Source organism: Cellulomonas xylanilytica, from assembly GCF_007989805.1.
Classification (GTDB): domain Bacteria; phylum Actinomycetota; class Actinomycetes; order Actinomycetales; family Cellulomonadaceae; genus Cellulomonas; species Cellulomonas xylanilytica.
Map to the genome: position 1 here is coordinate 103,522 of NZ_BJUB01000007.1, position 18,632 is coordinate 122,153.

17 protein-coding genes are annotated in these 18,632 nt (G+C 72.9%); 8 read left to right on the forward strand and 9 right to left on the reverse strand.

Annotation, left to right across the window (positions count from 1 at the left end):
- Positions 1-223 precede the first annotated feature (223 nt).
- Positions 224-4,687 (forward strand): CARDB domain-containing protein, encoded by a 4,464-nt coding sequence (locus CXY01_RS11925; RefSeq protein ID WP_146927658.1) that lies wholly within the window; start codon positions 224-226, stop codon positions 4,685-4,687.
- A gap of 68 nt (positions 4,688-4,755) precedes the next feature.
- Here CXY01_RS11925 and CXY01_RS11930 read toward each other — a convergent pair whose 3' ends face one another.
- Positions 4,756-5,025: a DUF1905 domain-containing protein gene (locus tag CXY01_RS11930; RefSeq protein ID WP_146927659.1), complete on the reverse strand. Its 270-nt coding sequence runs from the start codon at positions 5,023-5,025 to the stop codon at positions 4,756-4,758.
- On the reverse strand, positions 5,022-5,840 hold the full coding sequence (locus CXY01_RS11935) for an alpha/beta fold hydrolase (protein WP_146927660.1): 819 nt from the start codon (positions 5,838-5,840) through the stop codon (positions 5,022-5,024). The genes CXY01_RS11930 and CXY01_RS11935 overlap by 4 nt, the downstream gene beginning before the upstream one ends.
- 38 nt (positions 5,841-5,878) lie before the next feature.
- On the opposite strand from CXY01_RS11935, the gene CXY01_RS11940 reads away from it, so the two are divergent.
- Together CXY01_RS11940 and CXY01_RS11945 are read left to right on the forward strand one after the other, a co-directional pair.
- Positions 5,879-6,814, forward strand: a complete 936-nt coding sequence (locus tag CXY01_RS11940) for a sigma-70 family RNA polymerase sigma factor (protein WP_146927661.1) — start codon at positions 5,879-5,881, stop codon at positions 6,812-6,814.
- The gene (locus CXY01_RS11945; protein WP_146927662.1) at positions 6,814-7,092 is read left to right on the forward strand and encodes a hypothetical protein; all 279 of its coding nucleotides are present in this window, start codon (positions 6,814-6,816) and stop codon (positions 7,090-7,092) included. The genes CXY01_RS11940 and CXY01_RS11945 overlap by 1 nt, the downstream gene beginning before the upstream one ends.
- Before the next feature lie 95 nt (positions 7,093-7,187).
- Here the strand turns inward: CXY01_RS11945 and CXY01_RS11950 are convergent, their stop codons facing one another.
- From CXY01_RS11950 to CXY01_RS11960, 3 genes are all read right to left on the reverse strand, one after another.
- Positions 7,188-8,252: a lytic polysaccharide monooxygenase auxiliary activity family 9 protein gene (locus CXY01_RS11950; protein ID WP_146927663.1), complete on the reverse strand. Its 1,065-nt coding sequence runs from the start codon at positions 8,250-8,252 to the stop codon at positions 7,188-7,190.
- A 135-nt stretch (positions 8,253-8,387) separates the two neighbouring features.
- Positions 8,388-9,236, reverse strand: a complete 849-nt coding sequence (locus tag CXY01_RS11955; RefSeq protein WP_146927664.1) for an alpha/beta fold hydrolase — start codon at positions 9,234-9,236, stop codon at positions 8,388-8,390.
- Positions 9,233-9,709 (reverse strand): MarR family winged helix-turn-helix transcriptional regulator, encoded by a 477-nt coding sequence (locus CXY01_RS11960; protein ID WP_146927665.1) that lies wholly within the window; start codon positions 9,707-9,709, stop codon positions 9,233-9,235. Before CXY01_RS11960 ends, CXY01_RS11955 begins: the two co-directional genes overlap by 4 nt.
- Before the next feature lie 78 nt (positions 9,710-9,787).
- On the opposite strand from CXY01_RS11960, the gene CXY01_RS11965 reads away from it, so the two are divergent.
- Genes CXY01_RS11965 through CXY01_RS11975 form a run of 3 tightly spaced genes read left to right on the forward strand, consistent with a single transcriptional unit; the run spans position 9,788 to position 13,324 of the window.
- On the forward strand, positions 9,788-10,939 hold the full coding sequence (locus CXY01_RS11965; protein ID WP_146927666.1) for an FAD-dependent monooxygenase: 1,152 nt from the start codon (positions 9,788-9,790) through the stop codon (positions 10,937-10,939).
- 12 nt (positions 10,940-10,951) lie between these two features.
- Positions 10,952-12,130: a winged helix DNA-binding domain-containing protein gene (locus CXY01_RS11970; protein ID WP_146927667.1), complete on the forward strand. Its 1,179-nt coding sequence runs from the start codon at positions 10,952-10,954 to the stop codon at positions 12,128-12,130.
- A 60-nt stretch (positions 12,131-12,190) separates the two neighbouring features.
- Positions 12,191-13,324, forward strand: a complete 1,134-nt coding sequence (locus CXY01_RS11975) for an AI-2E family transporter (RefSeq protein ID WP_146927668.1) — start codon at positions 12,191-12,193, stop codon at positions 13,322-13,324.
- Positions 13,325-13,327: 3 nt separating this feature from the next.
- Here the strand turns inward: CXY01_RS11975 and CXY01_RS11980 are convergent, their stop codons facing one another.
- A complete protein-coding gene (locus tag CXY01_RS11980) occupies positions 13,328-14,308 on the reverse strand; it encodes an AraC family transcriptional regulator (RefSeq protein WP_146927669.1) in 981 nt (326 codons plus the stop codon).
- A gap of 102 nt (positions 14,309-14,410) precedes the next feature.
- Between CXY01_RS11980 and CXY01_RS11985 the strand changes: the two genes are divergently transcribed.
- The gene (locus CXY01_RS11985) at positions 14,411-15,196 is read left to right on the forward strand and encodes a Rossmann-fold NAD(P)-binding domain-containing protein (RefSeq protein WP_146927670.1); all 786 of its coding nucleotides are present in this window, start codon (positions 14,411-14,413) and stop codon (positions 15,194-15,196) included.
- On the forward strand, positions 15,189-15,593 hold the full coding sequence (locus CXY01_RS11990) for a DUF4345 domain-containing protein (RefSeq protein ID WP_146927671.1): 405 nt from the start codon (positions 15,189-15,191) through the stop codon (positions 15,591-15,593). Before CXY01_RS11985 ends, CXY01_RS11990 begins: the two co-directional genes overlap by 8 nt.
- A gap of 65 nt (positions 15,594-15,658) precedes the next feature.
- Here the strand turns inward: CXY01_RS11990 and CXY01_RS11995 are convergent, their stop codons facing one another.
- The 3 genes from CXY01_RS11995 to CXY01_RS12005 form a co-directional block, all read right to left on the reverse strand.
- Positions 15,659-16,294, reverse strand: coding sequence for a LysE family translocator (locus CXY01_RS11995; protein WP_146927672.1), 636 nt, complete (start codon positions 16,292-16,294; stop codon positions 15,659-15,661).
- An 80-nt stretch (positions 16,295-16,374) separates the two neighbouring features.
- Complete coding sequence (locus CXY01_RS12000; protein ID WP_146927673.1) at positions 16,375-17,559, reverse strand: MFS transporter; 1,185 nt, start codon at positions 17,557-17,559, stop codon at positions 16,375-16,377.
- A complete protein-coding gene (locus tag CXY01_RS12005) occupies positions 17,556-18,620 on the reverse strand; it encodes a GNAT family N-acetyltransferase (RefSeq protein WP_146927674.1) in 1,065 nt (354 codons plus the stop codon). The genes CXY01_RS12000 and CXY01_RS12005 overlap by 4 nt, the downstream gene beginning before the upstream one ends.
- Between the last annotated feature and the right edge of the window lie 12 nt (positions 18,621-18,632).

The following is an 18,632-nucleotide window of genomic DNA, read 5'->3' on the forward strand; positions in this document are numbered from 1 at the left end:
GTCGGGGAAAACCTAGCGTGACCCGGGGACAGCCTCTCTTGACGGAGGACGGCGCATGTTCGTAATGTCGCACCTCAACACTGCAAGAAGTTGACAGGTTCCCTGCACAAAGCCGTGCATCCGGTCGCGATGAACCGCACTCATCTCGCCGTCCACCCGCACCCTCGGTCGCCTCCGCGCGCCCTGGGTCGACCCCGCAACGACGCGGGAGAACGAGGACGTCATGAGAACTCGGTTGAAGCGCGCGATCGTGGCCGGTGCCACCGTCGCGCTCGTCGCGCCCCTGGGCATCGCGCTCGTGGCACACGGAGCGGCCGCCGCCCCGGTGCTGCTCTCCGCGGGCAAGCCCGCCACCGCCAGCAGCTCGAACCAGACCTACGTCGCCGGCAACGTGACCGACGGCAACCAGGCCACCTACTGGGAGTCGGTCAACAACGCGTTCCCGCAGTGGGTCCAGGTCGACCTCGGCGCAGCGGCGACCGTCACCGACGTCACGCTGAAGATCCCCGGCGGCTGGGGCGCCCGCTCCGAGACCGTCACGCTGCAGGGCTCCACCGACGGGTCCGGCTTCACGACGCTCGAGGCGTCCGCGTCCTACGCGTTCACCGGCGGCAACGCGGTCTCCGTCGACGTGACCGACACCAGCGTCCGCTACGTGCGCGCCGCCGTCAGCGCCAACACCGGGTGGCCCGCCGCGCAGCTGTCCGATGTGGAGGTCTACGGGACCTCGTCGACCCCGCCGGTGGACCCGCCGCAGGGCAGCAACCTCGCCCAGGGCCGCCCGATCACGGCGACCTCCGTCCAGCAGACCTACGTGGCCGGCAACGCGGTCGACGGCTCCACCGCGACCTACTGGGAGGGCGCGCCGGGCGCGTACCCGTCGAACCTCACGGTCTCCCTGGCCGCGGCGTCCACGCTCACCGGGGTCGTCGTCAAGCTCAACCCCGACCCCGCGTGGGGCGGCCGGACCCAGACGTTCGCCGTCGAGGGCCGCACCGGCAGCGGCTCGTGGAGCACCCTCAAGGCGTCCGCGGCCCATCCGTTCAGACCGTCGTCGGGGAACACGGTGACCGTCCCGGTCAGCGGCACCGCGACCGACGTCCGGCTCGTGTTCACCGCGAACACCGGCTCCTCCAACGCGCAGGTGGCCGAGCTCCAGGTGATCGGCAGCACCACGCCGGTGCCCACGAGCCCCGACCTCCAGGTGGCCCTCACCACGAACCCGATCGCAGTCACCCCGACCACGCCGATCTCCGTCGGCGCCACCGTCCGCAACTCCGGCACCGCCGCCTCGGCCGCCACCACCGCGGTCGTCGCGCTCGGCGGCACCAACGTCGGCACCGCGACCGTCCCGGCGCTCGCGGCCGGCGCGCAGACCACGATCACCGTGAACGCGGGCACCCGCGCCACCGGCACCTACCCGCTCACGGTCACCGTCGACCCGGCCAACACCGTCGCCGAGTCGAACGAGACCAACAACGCGGCGTCCGGCTCGGTCGTCGTGTCCTCCGGGCCCGAGCCCACGCTCGCGGACCTGCAGGTGAGCCTGACCGGCACGTCGCCCGCGAGCCCGACCCCCACCGACGCCGTCACGGTCACCGGGACGGCCCGCAACACCGGCACCGCCGCGGCCGCGGCGACGACGGTCGCGCTCACCCTGAACGGCACCGCCGTGGGCACGGCGAACGTCGGCGCGCTGGCGGCCGGTGCGCAGCACGACGTGTCCGTCAGCATCGGCACCCGGGCCGCCGGGACCTACGCGCTCGTCGCGACGATCGACCCCGCCGGGTCCGTCGCCGAGGCGAACGAGAGCAACAACACCGCCACGGCGTCCCTGGTCGTCGCGACCACCCCCGGCACCGGCACCGACCTGGCCGCAGGCCGCCCGGCGACCGCGTCCTCGACCGAGTTCTCGTTCGTCGCGGGCAACGCGGTCGACGCCGACCCGAGCACGTACTGGGAGGGTGCCGGCGGCGCCTACCCCAGCTGGCTCGCGGTGAACCTGGCGTCGCAGTCGACGCTCCAGCAGGTGGTCGTCGGGGTGCCGCCGGCCGCCGCGTGGGGTGCGCGGACGCAGACGTTCTCGATCGAGGGGCGCGTCGGCACCGGGGCGTGGTCGTCGCTGAAGGCCTCGGCCGCCTACGCGTTCGCACCGGGGTCGGGCAACAGGGTGGCCGTCCCGGTCAGCGGGTCGGCCACCGACGTGCGGCTCGTGTTCACCGGCAACACCGGCGCGGGCAACGGGCAGGTCTCGGTGCTCCAGGTGATCGGCCTGCCCGCACCCAACCCGGACCTGACCGTCACCGCGGTCACGGCCACCCCCGCGTCACCCGTCGAGACCGCGGCGATCACCCTCGCGGCAACCGTGCGCAACGCCGGCAACCTGGCGTCGGCGGCCACCACCGTCGACCTCACGGTGGACGGCGCCAAGGTGGGGAGCGCGAACGTCCCGGCGGTCGCGGCCGGGCAGTCGACCACCGTGTCGGCATCGATCGGCACCCGCCCCGCCGGCTCGTACACGATCGGCGGGGTCGTCGACCCCGCCGGCACCGTGGTCGAGCAGAACGAGGCGAACAACGGCTACAGCAACCCGACCAAGGTCGTGGTGACCGAGGCGCCCGGCCCGGACCTGCAGGTCCTCGCCATCGCGTCGAACCCGGCCAACCCGGCCGTCGGCTCGACCGTCTCGTTCACGGTCACCGTGAAGAACCGCGGGTCGCAGTCGGCGGGCGCGTCCACGACGCGGCTCGTCGTCGGCAGCGCGACCCTGACCGGGTCGACGGGCGCGCTCGTCGCCGGCGCCACCGCGACCGTCCCGTTGAACGGCACGTGGACCGCCGCCACCGGCGGCGCCACGCTGACCGCCACGGCCGACGCGACGAACGCCGTCGCCGAGACCAACGAGACCAACAACACGCTCGCGCAGTCCATCGTGGTCGGGCGCGGGGCCGCGGTCCCGTACACGTCCTACGAGGCCGAGGCGGGGACCTACACGGGCACGCTGGTCGAGGCCGACGCGCTGCGGACGTTCGGGCACACCAACTTCGGGACCGAGTCGTCGGGCCGCAAGTCGGTGCGCCTCACCAGCCAGGGCCAGTACGTGCAGCTCACGTCGACCAACGCCACCAACTCGATCGTGATCCGGAGCTCGATCCCGGACGCGGCCGGCGGCGGCGGTCAGGACGCGACGATCAGCCTCTACGCCAACGGCACGTTCGTGCAGAAGGTGACACTGAGCTCGCGGCACAGCTGGCTGTACGGGACCACCGACCAGCCGGAGGGCCTGACGAACACCCCGGGTGGGGACGCCCGGCGGCTGTTCGACGAGTCCCACGCGATGCTCGCCCAGTCCTACCCGGCGGGCACGGTGTTCCGGCTGCAGCGCGACGCCGGTGACACGGCGGCGTTCTACGTCATCGACCTGGTCGACCTCGAGCAGGTGGCGCCGCCGCTGTCCAAGCCGGCGGAGTGCACGTCGATCACTGCGTACGGCGCCGTGCCCAACGACGGGCTCGACGACACCACCGCCATCCAGGCGGCCGTCACGGCCGACCAGAACGGCCAGATCAGCTGCGTCTGGATCCCGGCCGGGCAGTGGCGGCAGGAGAAGAAGATCCTCACCGACGACCCGCTGAACCGCGGGATGTACAACCAGGTGGGCATCTCGGACGTGACGATCCGCGGGGCCGGCATGTGGCACTCGCAGCTCTACACGCTGACGGAGCCGCAGGACGCGAACACCCTCAACCACCCGCACGAGGGCAACTTCGGGTTCGACATCGACAAGAACACCCAGATCTCCGACATCGCCATCTTCGGCTCCGGCCGGATCCGCGGCGGCGACGGGAACGACGAGGGCGGTGTCGGGCTCAACGGCCGGTTCGGCACGGGCACGAAGATCAGCAACGTGTGGATCGAGCACGCCAACGTCGGTGTGTGGGTCGGCCGGGACTACGACAACGTCCCCGAGCTCTGGGGGCCCGCCGACGGGCTCGACCTCTCGGGCATGCGGATCCGCAACACCTACGCCGACGGGATCAACTTCTCCAACGGCACCCGGAACTCGCGGGTGTTCAACTCGTCGTTCCGCACCACCGGGGACGACGCGCTGGCCATCTGGGCCAACCCGTATGTGAAGGACCGGACCGTCGACAACGCCCACGACAACCACTTCGTGAACAACACGATCCAGCTGCCGTGGCGCGCCAACGGGATCGCGATCTACGGCGGCTCCAACCAGTCGATCGAGAACAACCTCGTCTACGACACGATGAACTACCCGGGCATCATGCTGGCGACCGACCACAGCCCGCTGCCCTTCGGCGGGACCACGCTGATCGCCAACAACGGGCTCTACCGGACCGGCGGGGCGTTCTGGAACGAGGACCAGGAGTTCGGGGCCATCACGATCTTCCCGAGCACCCTGGACATCCCGGGCGTCACCATCCGGGACACCGACATCGACGACTCCACCTACGACGGCATCCAGCTCAAGAACGGCGGCGGCGTCGTGCCGGACGTCCGGATCACGAACGTGCGGATCACGAACTCCCGCAACGGTGCCGGCATCCTGGCGATGAGCGGCATCCGCGGCAACGCGATCCTGTCGAACGTGACGATGTCGGGGAACGCGACCGGCAACGTGGTCACCCAGCCGGGCAGCCAGTTCGTCATCACGGGCAGCTGACCCCGTCCGAACCCGACATGGGTGTCGTCGTGACCGCCTGAGCGGCACCCATGTCGGGTTCGGCGACGTCAGGTCGTCCGGTCCAGGAGGCGTACCTCGACCAGCTCGCCCGCTTCGCTCTTGCCGATCGTCGTGCACAGGGCCTTGCGCAGGGGGAGCCAGTGCGGCCCCGTCCCCGACGGCATGAGGGTCGCGGCGAACTCGTGGCCGTCCAGGGTGCCGGTGACCTTGACCGCCTTGCGGGTGCCGAGCAGCTCCGCGGAGCCGTCGAGCTGCAGGTACGTGGCGAAGGCACCGTCCTTGCGGATGGGCGCGGTGAACGTGGCCTCGAGGCTCATGCGCCCATGATCTCCCGCAGCCGCACCGCGAAGGCGTCCGGCTGCTCGGCGAACCCGATGTGGTCGCCGGGGAACAGGGTGGGCTCGATGCCGAGCAGGTCCGCGAGCGCGCGGGAGGTCCGGTCGCAGAGCTCGCCGGTCGAGTCCTCGCCGATCCCGACGACCAGCCGCGTCGACGCGGCGCGGAGGGCTGGGACGTCCGGCCGGAACCGCACCGTGTGCCGGAGCATGTGGGCGAACTGGAAGTGCTCGTCGGCCGCGTCCTGCCCCTCGCGCGGGGTGCCGAAGAACATCTCGAACACCTCGTCGGGCATCTGCAGGTTGCCGATGTCCATGAACTGCCGCCACGCCGAGCGGGTGTCGCCGGTCAGGTAGGTGGCGATCATCTGCTCCGTCTTCTCGTACAGCTCCGCGTGGTCGGGGACGAGCTCGTCGAGCGGCGGCTCGTGGGCGATCGCCGTGCGCACCAGCTCCGGCGCGCGCTCCACGAGGGCGAGGACGGTGACGGCACCGCCCGACGAGCCCAGGACCGTCGCGGGGCCGGCGTCCACGTGCCGGAGCAGGGCGGCGAGGTCGTCGGCACGCTCGACGGGGGTCGAGTCGCGGTCCGGGTGGTCGACCGTGCTGCGGTTGATGCCGCGCGGGTCGGTGGTGAGGACGGTGTGGTCGGTGGCGAGCAGGTCGGCGAGCGGGGCGAACGCGGTGGCGTCCATGGGGGCGCCGACGAGCGCGACCAGCGGGCCTGTGCCGCGCAGCTCGTAGTGCAGGCGGGCGCCGGGGACGTCGAGGGTGGTGGCGGTGGTGGAAGTGGTCATGCCGGTAAGACTTGCGCAGCGGGGCAGAATCATCGGTCATGACGGACCTGTCCGAGGTCGACTCCTTCACCGAGCAGCTCGCGCCCCTGCGCGGGGAGCTGCACGCGCACTGCTACCGGATGCTCGGCTCGGTGCACGACGCGGACGACGCCCTGCAGGACGCCTTGCTGCGGGCCTGGCGCGCGATGGGGGACGTCGAGGTGTCCGCGTTGCGCCCGTGGCTCTACCGGATCGCCACCAACACGTGCCTCGACCTCATCGCCCGCCGCGGTCGTCGCGCGATGCCCGTGGACCTGGGACCGTCGAGCGAGCACGCGGTCGTCGGCGACGTCCCGCTGACCGACGTCGCCTGGCTCAGCCCGTACCCGGACGCGCGGTACGAGCAGCGCGAGGCCGTCGAGCTCGCGTTCGTCGCGGCGCTGCAGCACCTGCCGGGCAACCAGCGGGCGGCCCTCCTGCTGTTCGAGGTGCTGGGCTTCTCCGCCGCCGAGATCGCGACGTGGATGGGCACGACGACCGCCTCGGTGAACAGCGCCCTCCAGCGCGCCCGCGCGACGGTCGCGGAGAAGGTGCCGCCGCGCGACGCCCACCCCGTCGCCGACACCCGGACGCGCGAGGTCGTCGCGGCCTACTCCTCGGCGCTGGAGCGCGGCGACGTGGACCTGCTGCTCTCCCTGCTGACGGAGGACGTCACGTGGTCGATGCCGCCGCTGCCGCACTGGTACCGGGGCCGGGACGCCGTCACCGAGTTCGCGACGACCATCGCGTTCACCTGCGGCTCCTGGCAGCACGTCCCGACGAGAGCGAACGGCGAGCCCGCGGTGGCGTCGTACCTGCGCGCACCCGGTGACGACGTGCACCGTGCCTGGTCGATCGACGTGCTGACGTTCCGCGGCGACCGCGTGCGCGAGCTGACGGCGTTCATCGGCGCCGAGCACTTCGAGGCGTTCGGCCTGCCGGTGACGCGTCCCTGATGAGGCTGCGCTGGTTGCTGGTCCTCGTGCCCGTGTGGGGTCTGGTCCTGGCCGCCGGCGGGTACGCGACCCGCCTGCGCTGCGTCGAGGAGGCCGGCCTCGTCGAGCTCGCGCCCGGGGTCACGGTCGCGGAGCACTGCGGCGACGTCGTCCGCGACCAGCTCCCCGGGCTGGTCATCGCGGTCTCGGCCGTCGCCGTGGCTGTCGCGCTGCTCTGGACAGCGACCGTCCTCGTGGTGCGCCGTCGCCGGGCCGCTCCAGCACCAGCCAGACGATGACGGCGACGGGTTCGGGCTCGGATGCCATGCCCTCATGATGACGCCCGCCCGCCCCCGTGGGACGGGGACGGGCGGGCGTCAGCTGCGGGGCTGCGTCAGTGCGAGCCGCAGACCGCGGTCAGGCCGCTGCCGGTGCCGCTGGCGATGAAGCCGGCTGTCGCCGTGCCACCCGCCGGGACGGAGCCGTTCCACGCGGCGCTGGTGATGGTGTTGGCACCCGAGAGGGCGCCGTTCCATGCCTGCGACACCGTGGCGCCGCCGATCGTCGCGTGCCAGCCCGTGAGGGCCGTCGACCCGGCCTTGACGGTGACCTCACCGACGAACGAGCCGCTCCAGCTGTTGACCACCTTGACCGTCGCGGTGCAGGTGCCGGTCCCGCCCGTGGGCGTGGGGGTCGGCGTCGGGGTGACGGTCGGGGTGGGCGTCGGCGTCGGCGTCACCGTGGGGGTGGGCGTCGGCGTGACGGTCGGCGTCGGGGTGGGCGTCGGCGTCGTGTTGCCGCCACCGATGTTGATGTCGCTGCACAGGTAGTACGGCTGGTCCGTGTGGCTGGCCTGCCAGATCGTGTACAGGACCGCCCGACCGCTGCGGCCGGACAGGTTCACGTCCGTCTGGTAGAGGCCGGTGGTGGGGTAGCGACCGGTCTCCTTGACCAGGTCGAGGTCGTCCCAGCCCATCGCCTCGGTGGTCGGGTCGAAGCCGGCCTTCGTGACGTAGATGCGCAGGTAGTCGGCACCGTGCTTGGCGCTGTCGGTCAGGGTCAGCGTGAACGACGTCGGCACACCCTTGGCCACCCAGGCCCCGGGCTTGTCGAGCGCGTTGTACCGGCCGCCCTCGGTGCGTCCGCCGGAGCAGAGCTGGCCGTCCGGGATGAGCTGCTCGTGCCGTCCACCGATGCCCTCGTGGTACAGCCCGTTCCAGTTCCACATGGCGTTCGGGTCGGCCTTCCAGGCCTGCCAGCACATGGGGTCCTTCTGCTCCATGGTCGGGTCGAGGTGGTTGCTGCCCCACCGCTCCCAACAGCCGTAGTTGCGGGTGGGCGGGTCGGTGACCGACCCGTGCGCGGAGGCGGGCTGCGAGGTGACGACCGCCGCCACCAGCGCCATGGTCACGGCGAGGAGTGCCGTGACCACCGCGCGTGGACGTGCTCGGACTGACATGAGGTTCCCCTTCTCGAAGACGTCGACGTTGACCCCCCGGGAGCGCCCACCGTCAGCGACAGGGTCGGTGACGGGTGCGGGGGCGTCCGTCCACCTTCACGACCAGGTCACGCGATGACCAGGTACCGAAGCGATTCACGTGCTTGTGGCGTCGACTTTCGAGAGCAGCCAGTCCAGCGCGTCCGTCGCGGCGTCCAGCACCGAGACGTGCCCGTCGCCCGGGCGCAGCCACAGCTCGGCCGAGGGGATGCGGTCCGCCAGCCAGCGCCCGTGGCTGCTGGGCACCACGCGGTCCGCGTCGCCGTGCATGAGGAGCACGGGTGCGGTGATCGTCGTGGGGTCGAACCCCCAGGGGGCGACGTAGGCGAGGTCGTCGTCGACCATGCCGCCGATGCCGCCCTGCAGGGCCTCGCCGGCGATGCGCGCGAGCCAGCCCCAGTCCCCCTCGAGCGCTGCGTGGTCGGTCGCGGTGAACATCTCGGGGTCGTACTCGCTGGCCGACAGGACGTCCTCCAGCGCGGCGCGGCCCACGACGGCGGCGCGGAGCTCGGCGGTGCCGCCGGGGTTGATGCCCGCGAACCAGTCGAGACCGTCCGCGGGGTAGGGCGCGAGGCCCGACCCGCCCACCGCCGCGACCACCCGGTCACCCAGCAGGGCGGCGCAGGCCAGCGCGTGCGGCGCGCCGCCGGAGTGGCCGAGGACGGCGAACCGGCCGAGGCCGAGCGCGTCCGCGATCGCGATCGCCGCGACGTCACCAGCGGCCGAGGCGATGTCACGACCGGGGTGCGGGGTCGAGCCGCCGTAGCCGGGTCGGTCGTAGGACACCCAGCGGATGCCGCGCGCGGCGCTCGCGGGCAGCAGGGGCTCGGGCGGGGTGCCGACGTTGGGGGTGCCGTGGTGCCAGACGACCGTGAGGACGGGGTCGTCGACGGGGACGTCGTACGCGCGCAGCGTCCGGCCGTCGGGCGTGGTGACGTCCGTCATCGCTGCCCCTTGAGCTGCTCGATCTCGTCGCGGTTGATCTCACCGGCCCGCGAGAAGAGCTCGTTCGCCAGCTCGATCTGCTCGTCGGTGAGGGTGTCGAGGTACGCGGCCCAGCGGGCGCCGACGCGGCCGTAGATCGGCCCGACCTCGCGCATCACCTTGTCGGCGTCGGCCGTCACGATGACGCGGCGCCGGTCGGCCTGGTCTCGCTGGCGGCTGACGTAGCCGGCCTTCTCCAGCCGGTCGATGACCGCGGTGATGGCCCCGCCTGCGCTGAGGCCGGTGCGCTCGGCCAGCTCACCGGGGGTGGCCGGTCCCTGGCTCATCAGCAGCCCGACCGTCTGCAGGTCCGTGCTGTTGAGGCCGCCCGTGCGGGCGACGGCGTCCTGGAACAGCACAGCGCTGGCCATGAAGTCGCGCATGACGTCGGCCATGTGCGCGATCGACCGGGCGCGCGTTGACAGGTCTTCCACCGGCGACCTACTCTCTCGAAATACGAGAGACTCTAGATACGAGAGTCTCGTTCATCCACCGTACCAAGGGAGCGTGCCATGCCCAGAGCACTCGTCATCGGCGGAGGGGTCGCCGGTCCCGCGGCCGCCCTGCTGCTCGCCCGCGACGGCTGGGACGTCCACGTCCACGAGGCGCACGCCGAGCCGGACCCGTACGCCGGGCTGTTCCTCAACGTCGCGACGAACGGCCTCGCCGTCCTGGAGCTGCTCGGTCTGCGCGAGCGGCTGCTCAGCGACGGCCATCGTGCCGGCCGCATGGTGATGTGGAGCCGGACGGGCAAGGAGCTCGGCGCGGTGCCCAACGGCCCCGCGCGCGAGCCCGAGCGCGGCAGCGTCATCGTGCGCCGCAGCTGGCTGCACCAGGTGATCCGCGAGGGCGCGCAGGCGGCGGGGATCGCGACGACCTACGGCAGTCGGCTCGTGTCGATCGACCAGGACGCCCACGGCGTGCGCGCGACGTTCGCCGACGGGACGGTCGCCGAGGGCGACCTCCTCGTCGGCGCCGACGGCATCGGCTCCCCGACGCGGCACCACATCGACCCGTCCGCGCCGGAGCCCCGGTACAGCGGGCTGCTCGGCGTCGGCGGCTTCGCGCGCGTGCCCGGGCTGGCGCCGACCCCCGAGACCCAGCACTTCGTCTTCGGCGCGCGCTCCTTCTTCGGCTACCTGGTGCGCACGGACGGCACCGCGTACTGGTTCGCCAACGTCACGGCGCCCGACCGCGGCGCGACCCTCACGGTCGACGACCTGCGGGCGCTGCACTCCGACGACCCGTACCCGGTGCCGCAGATCCTCGCGGCCACCACCGACGAGCTGCGCCCGTACCCGATCGACGACCTGGTCGGCGTCCGGCGGTGGAGCCGCGGACGCGTGGTCGCCGTCGGGGACGCCGTGCACGCCACCAGCCCCAGCGCCGGGCAGGGAGCGTCGCTCGCCCTGGAGGACGCCGCGGTCCTGGCCCGGTTGCTGCGCGAGCACGACTCGCTGACGGACGCGTTCGCCGCGTACCAGGCCGCACGCCAGCCGCGCACCGAGGCGGTCGTGCGGTACGCCCGTGCCATCGACGGGCAGAAGCGGGTGACCACGAGCCGTCTCGGCGTGGCCATCCGGGACGCGATGATGCCGCTGTTCCTGCGCCGGGCCGCCGCCGACACCCGCAACGACTGGCTCTACAACCACACCGTGGGCTGAGACGATCGCCCGGTGACCCACCTCGACGTCGCCGAGCGCCGGGCGCGTCTCGCGCGTCGGCACGCCGTCGCCCCGCCCTTCCTCGTGCGCGACGTCGAGGCGGCCGCCGACGCGATGGTGTGCCTGCACGCCACCGACCCGGCCGGGCTGTACCTGTCCGCGTGGGCGCGCGTCGACGGCTTCACCGTGCCGGACCTGGACCGCGCCTTCTACGACGACCGCACCCTGGTCAAGCACCTGGCCATGCGCCGGACGCTGTTCGCGGTCGGGCGGGACCTGCTGCCGGTCGTGCAGGCCGCGTCGAGCGACAAGGTCGCCGGGGTCGAGCGGCGCCGGCTGGAGAAGGAGGTCCGGGAGTCGGGGTTCGTCGAGGACGCCGAGCGGTGGTTCGACGAGGTGACGGCCGCCGCGGTGGCCGGCCTCGCCGACGGGCCGCTCACCGCGGCGCAGCTCCGCGAGCGCGAGCCGCTGCTGGAGGGCTCCATCGCGTACGGGCACGGGAAGTCCTGGGCGGGGTCGTTCCCCGTCGTGTCGCGCGTGATGACCTGCCTCCAGGCGGCCGGGACCATCGTGCGCGCGGGCAACCTCGGCTCCTGGACCAGCTCACGGCCCACCTGGGCGCTCGCGGCCGACTGGCTGGGCGAGCCGATCCCCTCGATGCCCGAGGACGTCGCCCGCGCGCAGCTGGTCGAGCGGTGGCTGCGCCGGTTCGGGCCCGGGACCACGCTCGACCTGAAGTGGTGGCTCGGCTCCACGCTGACGGCGGTCCGGCAGGCGCTGCGGGACGTCGGCGCCGTCGAGGTGACGCTCGACGGGGGCGGGACCGGCTGGGTGCTGGCCGACGACACCGACCCCGTCGGCCCCGTCGGCCCCTGGGTCGCCCTGCTGCCGGCGCTCGACCCGACCACCATGGGCTGGTCCGAGCGGGACTGGTACCTCGGCCCCTACCGCGCGCAGGTGTTCGACACCGCGGGAAACGGCGGCGCGACCGTCTGGGTCGACGGGCGGATCGTCGGCGGCTGGTCGACGAGGGACGGCGCGGTCGACCTCGTCCTGCTCGAGGACGTCGGCAGCGACGCACGCGCGGCGCTGGACGCCGAGGCCGACCGCCTCACCGCGTGGTTGCACGGCACGTCGATCCTGCCCCGGTTCCCCGCGCCACTGGTCAGGCCTGTCGACCCACGGCGCTGACTGCGCGCGCTATCTTGCGAGCACCCGCCCGTGGACAACGTCGAAGGAGCACGTCGCCCGATGGCACCGCCCCAGGGCCTCGCGCCCCCCACCCGGACGCTCCTCTTCCTCTCCGCCGCGGTCGTCGTCCTCGCCGGCGTGCACGCCACGCGCGAGGTGCTCGCCCCGCTGTTCCTCGCCGCCGTGCTCGTCATCATCGTGCACCCGATCCGGCACCCCCTCGAGCGCCGGGGCTGGCACCGCGCCGCCGCGACGACCGTCGTCATCGTCGTCGTCTACCTGATCCTGCTCGTCCTGATCGCCATGCTGACGTTCGCCGGCATCCAGTTCGCCCGCCTCGTGCAGGAGTACCTGTCCGAGCTGCAGGAGGCCGTCGGGAGCGCCAGCTCCTGGCTCGCGACGCTCGGCCTCGACCAGGACGCCGTCAGCTCGATCACCGACGCGTTCCAGCCGTCCCAGCTGCTGGGTGTCGCCACGAGCGTCTCCGGGGCCGCCCTCGGCGTCGCGACCACGCTGTTCGTCGTCGTCACCTACGTCATCTTCATGTCCGTCGACGCCGCCCGGTACGACGGCGCGCACGTGCAGTTCGGGGCCACGCAGGCCGGGGTCCTGCACCGCGCCACCACGTTCAACATCGGCGTCCGTCGCTACTTCGTGGTCAGCGCGTCGTTCGGTGCGGTCGTCGCCGTGATCGACGGCATCGCCCTGTGGGCGCTCGGTGTCCCGGCCCCCGCGGTCTGGGCGATCCTCGCGTTCGTCACCAACTTCATCCCGAACATCGGGTTCGTCATCGGCGTCGTGCCGCCCACCATCCTGGCGCTCGTCGTCGGCGGCTGGCCCCTCGCGCTCGCGGTGATCGCCGTCTACAGCGCCGTGAACGTCGTCCTGCAGGTGCTCGTGCAGCCGAAGTTCGTCGCCGACGCGGTCAACATCACCCTCACGCTCAGCTTCGTGTCCGTCATCTTCTGGACCTTCGTCATCGGTCCGCTCGGCGCGATCCTCGCCGTGCCGCTGACGCTGCTCACCCGGGCGCTGCTGCTGCAGGGCGGCCCGGAGTCCGCGTGGTACTCCTGGCTGTCGGGCGAGGACCTGCCGGCGCCTGCACGCGCCGTGATGCAGCCGGACGAGGAGGACACCGCACCGTCGCCGGAGCCCGCACCGTCACCGGGACCTGCGACGCCCGCGGCCGGTTGACGCTCAGGCCGCCGGACCGCGGACGGTCCGCCAGTCCACGTCCGCGGGCTGACGCGCCGAGCCCGGCGGCACGCCGAATGTCCGCTTGTACGCGCGGGAGAAGGCCGCCTCCGACTGGTAGCCGAACCGGTGCGCCACCGCCGACAACGGCTCCGTGCTGCGGCCGAGGTGCGTGCGGGCCAGCTGGAGCCGCCAGTCCGTGACGTACCGCATCACGGACTCGCCGACGAGGTCGGTGAACCGCGCCGAGAACGCCGATCGGGAGAGCCCGACCTCGCGCGCCAGCGAGTCGACGCCCCAGTTCTTCTCCGGCGCGCGGTGGATCGCGATGAGGGCCCGCCCCACGTGCTCGTCGCGGAGCGCAGCCAACCAGCCCTGCCGCGCCTCCGGTGCCGAGTCGAGCCAGGCGCGGACGGTCTGGACGACGAGGACGTCCGCCAGCCGGGTCAGGACCATCTCGCCGCCGGGCTTCTTCGCAACGGACTCCCGGGCGACCAGGCGCAGGGTGCTGTGCAGCCAGCTGGCGTCGCCGTCGTCCCACGTGTCGACGTGCAGGACCTCGGGCAGCTGCGCGACGAGCCGGCGCGCGCTCTCGTGATCGGGCTCGACCACTCCGCACGTCACCTGCGCGGGCTCGCCGCCACCGCCGAACCGCATGATCTCGTAGCGGTCGCTGACCAGCTCCACCGGGATGTCGAACAGCGGGGAGCTCGGCGCGTCGAGGGCGCTGCGCAGACGGTGCGGGGTGCTGTGGGGGACGAGGGTGAGGCTGCCCGGCTGGAGCAGCAGCGGCTCGCGGCCGTCGAGCTCGAGCCAGCACCGGCCGGCGGTCACGACGTGGAACATCATCAGACCGTCGAGTGCGGGCACGTCGATGCCCCACGGCGCCGTCAGCTCCGCCTGGCAGTACAGGGTGCCGGTGATCTTCAGCAGGTGCAGTGCCTCACCCAGCTGGTCGTCCGGTGCGGGGAAGGTGCGAGCCACCCTCCGATGATGGCACGGCGTCCGGCGGTGCAGGACGAACGGTCATGATCGGAGGACATCCGATCCTTGTCCGTCCTGCGCCGTGCGCCGAGTGTGGATCACATGAACACACCACGTCTTCTCGTCATTGGCGCCACCGGCAAGACCGGCCGCCGCGTCACCGCCCGGCTCGGCGCGGGTGGCCACACCGTCCGGGCGGTCTCCCGCGGCTCGGTCCCGCCCTTCGACTGGGAGGTCCCCGGCACGTGGGGGCCGGTGCTGGAGGGCATCGACCGCGCCTACGTCACGTTCGTCCCCGACCTCGCCGCACCTGGCGCCGTCGACACGATCACGGCGTTCACGCAAGCGGCGGCCGACGCCGGCGTGCAGCGGCTCGTCCTGCTCTCCGGCCGCGGCGAGCCCGGTGCCGAGGCGTGCGAGCAGGTCCTCGTCACGTCCGCGCTCGAGCACACGATCGTGCGGGCGAGCTGGTTCGCGCAGAACTTCACCGAGGGGCACCTCGTCGACGGCGTCCGGGAGGGCGTCATCGCGCTCCCCGCGGGCGACGTGCGCGAGCCGTTCGTCGACGTGGACGACATCGCCGACGTCGTCGTCGCTGCACTGACGCAGGACCACCACGTCGGACGCCTCTACGAGGTCACCGGACCTCGTCTGCTGTCCTTCGCGGAGGCGGCTGCCGTCCTCGGGGTCACCTACGTGCCCGTGACGACCGACGAGTTTCGCGCGGCCATGACCGAGATCGCCGGGCCGGACTACGCGGCGATGCTCACCGACCTGTGCGACGAGGTCCTCGACGGGCGCAACGAGTCGGTCGCGCAGGGGGTCCAGCAGGCGCTCAGGCGTGCTCCGCGCGAGTTCGCCGACGTGATCGGCGGGTCCCGTGGTTAAGGCGCTGCTGGTCGTGGCGGGCGCCGTGGCGGTCGTCGTCGGCGCGGCCGTGCTCCTGACGCCCGTCGCGTTCTCCGCGTCCTACGGGGTCGTCCTCGGGTCCGACGCCGACGCGTTGAGCGAGCGGCGGGCTCCCGGGGCGGGCCTCCTGGTGATCGGTGGGCTGCTCGTGGCCGGTGCGTTCGTGGCGCGGCTGCGGTTCACGGCGCTGCTTGCCGGGACGCTCGTGTACCTCGCGTACGGACTGGCCCGGGTGCTCAGCCTGGTCCTCGACGGGCGGCCGACCGACGGGCTGCTCGTCGCCGGGGTCGTGGAGCTCGCGATCGGTGCGGCGTGCCTCGGGGCGCTCGTGCGGTCGGTGCGTACCGGCGCCACCGAGGTCGCGTACGCGCGGTGAGGGCTGGGCCGGGCAGGCCCGACGGTCTGTCCGGCCCGGTTCACCGGAGCTCGGTCGACGGGCGCCTACCGGGTGTCCAGGGCCAGCTTGGCGCCGAAGGCGACCAGCACGGTCCCGGTGATGCGGTCGGTGACCTTGGCGACGGTGTCGCGGGCGAGCCAGCGGGCCGCGAAGCCGGTGGCCAGGATGATCACGGTGAACCACGCCATGCCCAGCACGTTGTGCACGGCGGCGAGCAGGACGCCCATGAGGAGGGGCGGGGTGTCGGCGGGCACGAACTGGGGGATCGTCGCCAGGTAGAAGACGCCGATCTTCGGGTTCAGCAGGTTGGTCCACAGCCCGGTGGCGAAGCCGTGCCAGACGGAGGCACGTGGCGGGTCGACGGTGTCGATCGGTGCGGCGCCGCGTGGACGCAGGCTCGCCCGGAGCAGGTGGATGCCGAGCCAGACCATGTACGCGGCGCCGGCCAGGGTGAGGACCCGGTAGGCCAGCTCGGAGGCGGCGAGCAGGGCAGAGGCTCCGACGGCGGCGGCGACGCCCCAGACCAGACAGCCGGCGTTGATGCCGGCGGCGGCTGCGAACGCGTACGCGCGTCCCCGGCTGATGGTCGACCGAAGCACGAGCGCGGTGTCGATGCCGGGAATGATCGTCAGCAGCCCGGCGACCACGGCGAACCCGAGGACGGCCTGTCCGACCGTCACACGTTCCTCCGGGGGTCGCGGGGGCCGTCATGCGGTCGCGGCCGTCGTGACACTAGCGCTCTGCGGAGGCGCACCGACGGTCAGTCGGTCAGCGCCGGGAAGGACCGTCTCGCCACGACGATCACCACGAGGCTGACGACGAGCAGACCGGCGCCGACGTAGGGCAGCGCGCCGAGTCCGGGGCCGACCAGGACGAGCGCGCCCAGTGCGGCGCCGCCGCCGATCCCGATGTTGGCGGTGGAGTTGACCAGGGCCCCGATGACGTCGGGCGAGCCGCCGCGGGTGCGGATGGCTGCGGTCTGGAACACGGAGGCCATCGCGCCGAATGCTCCCGACCAGACGGCGGCGGCGACGAGCACGCCGACGCGCGACGGGAACAGCAGGCCGAGCGCGAGCAGTCCGAGGGCCATGACGGCGTGCACGGCGGCGGTGAACCGGCGGGGGTTCCGGTCGAGCGAGTAGGCGGCATACGCGGTGCCGACGAGTCCGACGGCGCCGAGGCCCAGGAGGACGGGTCCGACGGCGGTCTCCGTCAGCCCGATCGCGAGCAGCAGGACCGAGACGTAGGTGTAGACGGTGTACTGGGCGAGGTAGGTCAGGGCGTTGGTGGTCGACACGATGCCGAGCCGTCGGCGCCGGTCGGTGCGGGTGTGGTCGGCGTGGGGCGCGTCGTCGCCGGAGACGGGCGGGAGCAGGGTGGCGACGAGGACCGTCGCCAGCGCGCAGCCGGCGGCGAGCACCAGGAACCCGTTGCGCCACCCGAGGGCGGTGCCGAGCGCGGTGGACAGGGGGACGCCGAGGACGAGCCCGGCGGACGCCCCGGCGGTGACGAGCGCGAGGGCTCGGCCGGTGACGTGCGGGAGCACCAGCCGGGCCGCGTAGCCGATGCTCAGCGAGAAGAACAGGGCGTGCGCGATGCCGCCGACGGCACGCCCGGCGGCGACGAGGCCGAACGACGGGGCGATGCCGACGAGCGCGTTGCTGACGGTGTAGGCGCCGAGGGTGATCAGGAGCAGCCCCTTGCGGGGCAGCCGCCGGGTGCCGAGGGTCAGCGGGATCGCGAGCACCGCCACCATGAACGCGTAGACGGTCACCAGCAGCCCGGCGACGGACTCGGTGACCTCCAGGTCGGTGCTGATCTGCGGCAGCAGCCCGACCGGGACCAGCTCGGTGGTGATCGCGACGAAGGTGGCGAGCGTGAGCGCGACCAGGCCACCCGCAGCGTCCCGGACGGAGCCCGGACGGTAGGAGACGTCCGCCGTCACAGCGCCCGCTGCCACTCCGCGTCGACGCTGGCCTGCCGGAAGCCGAGCGCCACGTTGATGGCCAGCATGTGCGCGTTCTCCTGCGCGTTCCAGGTGTGGATGCGGGCGGCGCGCGGACGGACGCCTGCGAGGGCGTCGAGGACGGCGATCTTGGCCACCATCCCGAGCCCGTGCCCGCGGTGCTCCCGCAGCACGAGGGTGTCGCCCTGGAAGACGACGGCCGGCTTGTCCAGCGGGTACTCGACCATCGAGAAGGCGGCCGGCTCGCCGGTGGGCACGTGCTCGACGACCGCGACCAGGAAACCCTGCCCGCGGCGCCGGATGTCGGCGGCGTCGGCGACGACGCGGTCGGCGTCCCACGGGTCCTCGGTGAGCTCGAGGCCGGCGGACGGTGCGTCGGTGCTCATGCGCGTCTTGAGGAGGGCGAGCCCGTCGAGCCACTCGGCGGCGTACTCGTCCTGCATCAGGTGGACGCGGTAGGAGGCGCCGGGGTCGCGCCGCAGGTGGTCGACGCGTGCCGGCAGGGTCAGCACCGAGTGCCGGACCACCTGCTCGAGGGTGAACCCGCGGGCGAGCGCGAAGCGGGTGGCGTCGTCGTGCACGGGGATGCGTCCGCTGCCGGTGGGTGACTCCAGGGCGTCCGGTCCGGGCTCGGGCTCGGTCGCGTACGAGGAGTCGGAGATGACGACGCGGCGCCCGGCATCCCGGGCGATGTCCAGGCCGGCGTCCCACAGGGCCGCCCCGATGCCGCGGCGCCGCTGGTCGGGGTGCACGCCGACGTAGATCACGGCCAGGTGCGCGTTGCCGACGAGCGGCAGGCCGATCATGGCCCGGCCGACGACCGACTCCGGCGTGCGCGGCGCTCCCGCGGGGAGCGCGACGATCCGGTGGACCCTGCGGTGCGGCTCGGTCATCGTGGCGCGCGTGGTGGCCACGTCGAGCGAGAAGTCGGTCGAGCCGTGGATCGCGAGGTCGACGGCGTCCCCGACCCGGACCGTCCCCTCGACCGTCCAGGCGTCGGGGTGGTCCGGGTCTGCGGGGACGTGCACGAGGGCGACCATCGGGTCAGCCTG

What these genes read in the sequence shown, in the direction of transcription:
- CXY01_RS11925 (WP_146927658.1), top strand. Translation starts at nt 224, where the DNA reads ATGAGAACTCGGTTGAAGCGCGCGATCGTGGCCGGTGCCACCGTCGCG.
- CXY01_RS11930 (WP_146927659.1), bottom strand. Translation starts at nt 5,025, where the DNA reads ATGAGCCTCGAGGCCACGTTCACCGCGCCCATCCGCAAGGACGGTGCC.
- CXY01_RS11935 (WP_146927660.1), bottom strand. Translation starts at nt 5,840, where the DNA reads ATGACCACTTCCACCACCGCCACCACCCTCGACGTCCCCGGCGCCCGC.
- CXY01_RS11940 (WP_146927661.1), top strand. Translation starts at nt 5,879, where the DNA reads ATGACGGACCTGTCCGAGGTCGACTCCTTCACCGAGCAGCTCGCGCCC.
- CXY01_RS11945 (WP_146927662.1), top strand. Translation starts at nt 6,814, where the DNA reads ATGAGGCTGCGCTGGTTGCTGGTCCTCGTGCCCGTGTGGGGTCTGGTC.
- CXY01_RS11950 (WP_146927663.1), bottom strand. Translation starts at nt 8,252, where the DNA reads ATGTCAGTCCGAGCACGTCCACGCGCGGTGGTCACGGCACTCCTCGCC.
- CXY01_RS11955 (WP_146927664.1), bottom strand. Translation starts at nt 9,236, where the DNA reads ATGACGGACGTCACCACGCCCGACGGCCGGACGCTGCGCGCGTACGAC.
- CXY01_RS11965 (WP_146927666.1), top strand. Translation starts at nt 9,788, where the DNA reads ATGCCCAGAGCACTCGTCATCGGCGGAGGGGTCGCCGGTCCCGCGGCC.
- CXY01_RS11975 (WP_146927668.1), top strand. Translation starts at nt 12,191, where the DNA reads ATGGCACCGCCCCAGGGCCTCGCGCCCCCCACCCGGACGCTCCTCTTC.
- CXY01_RS11985 (WP_146927670.1), top strand. Translation starts at nt 14,411, where the DNA reads ATGAACACACCACGTCTTCTCGTCATTGGCGCCACCGGCAAGACCGGC.
- CXY01_RS12005 (WP_146927674.1), bottom strand. Translation starts at nt 18,620, where the DNA reads ATGGTCGCCCTCGTGCACGTCCCCGCAGACCCGGACCACCCCGACGCC.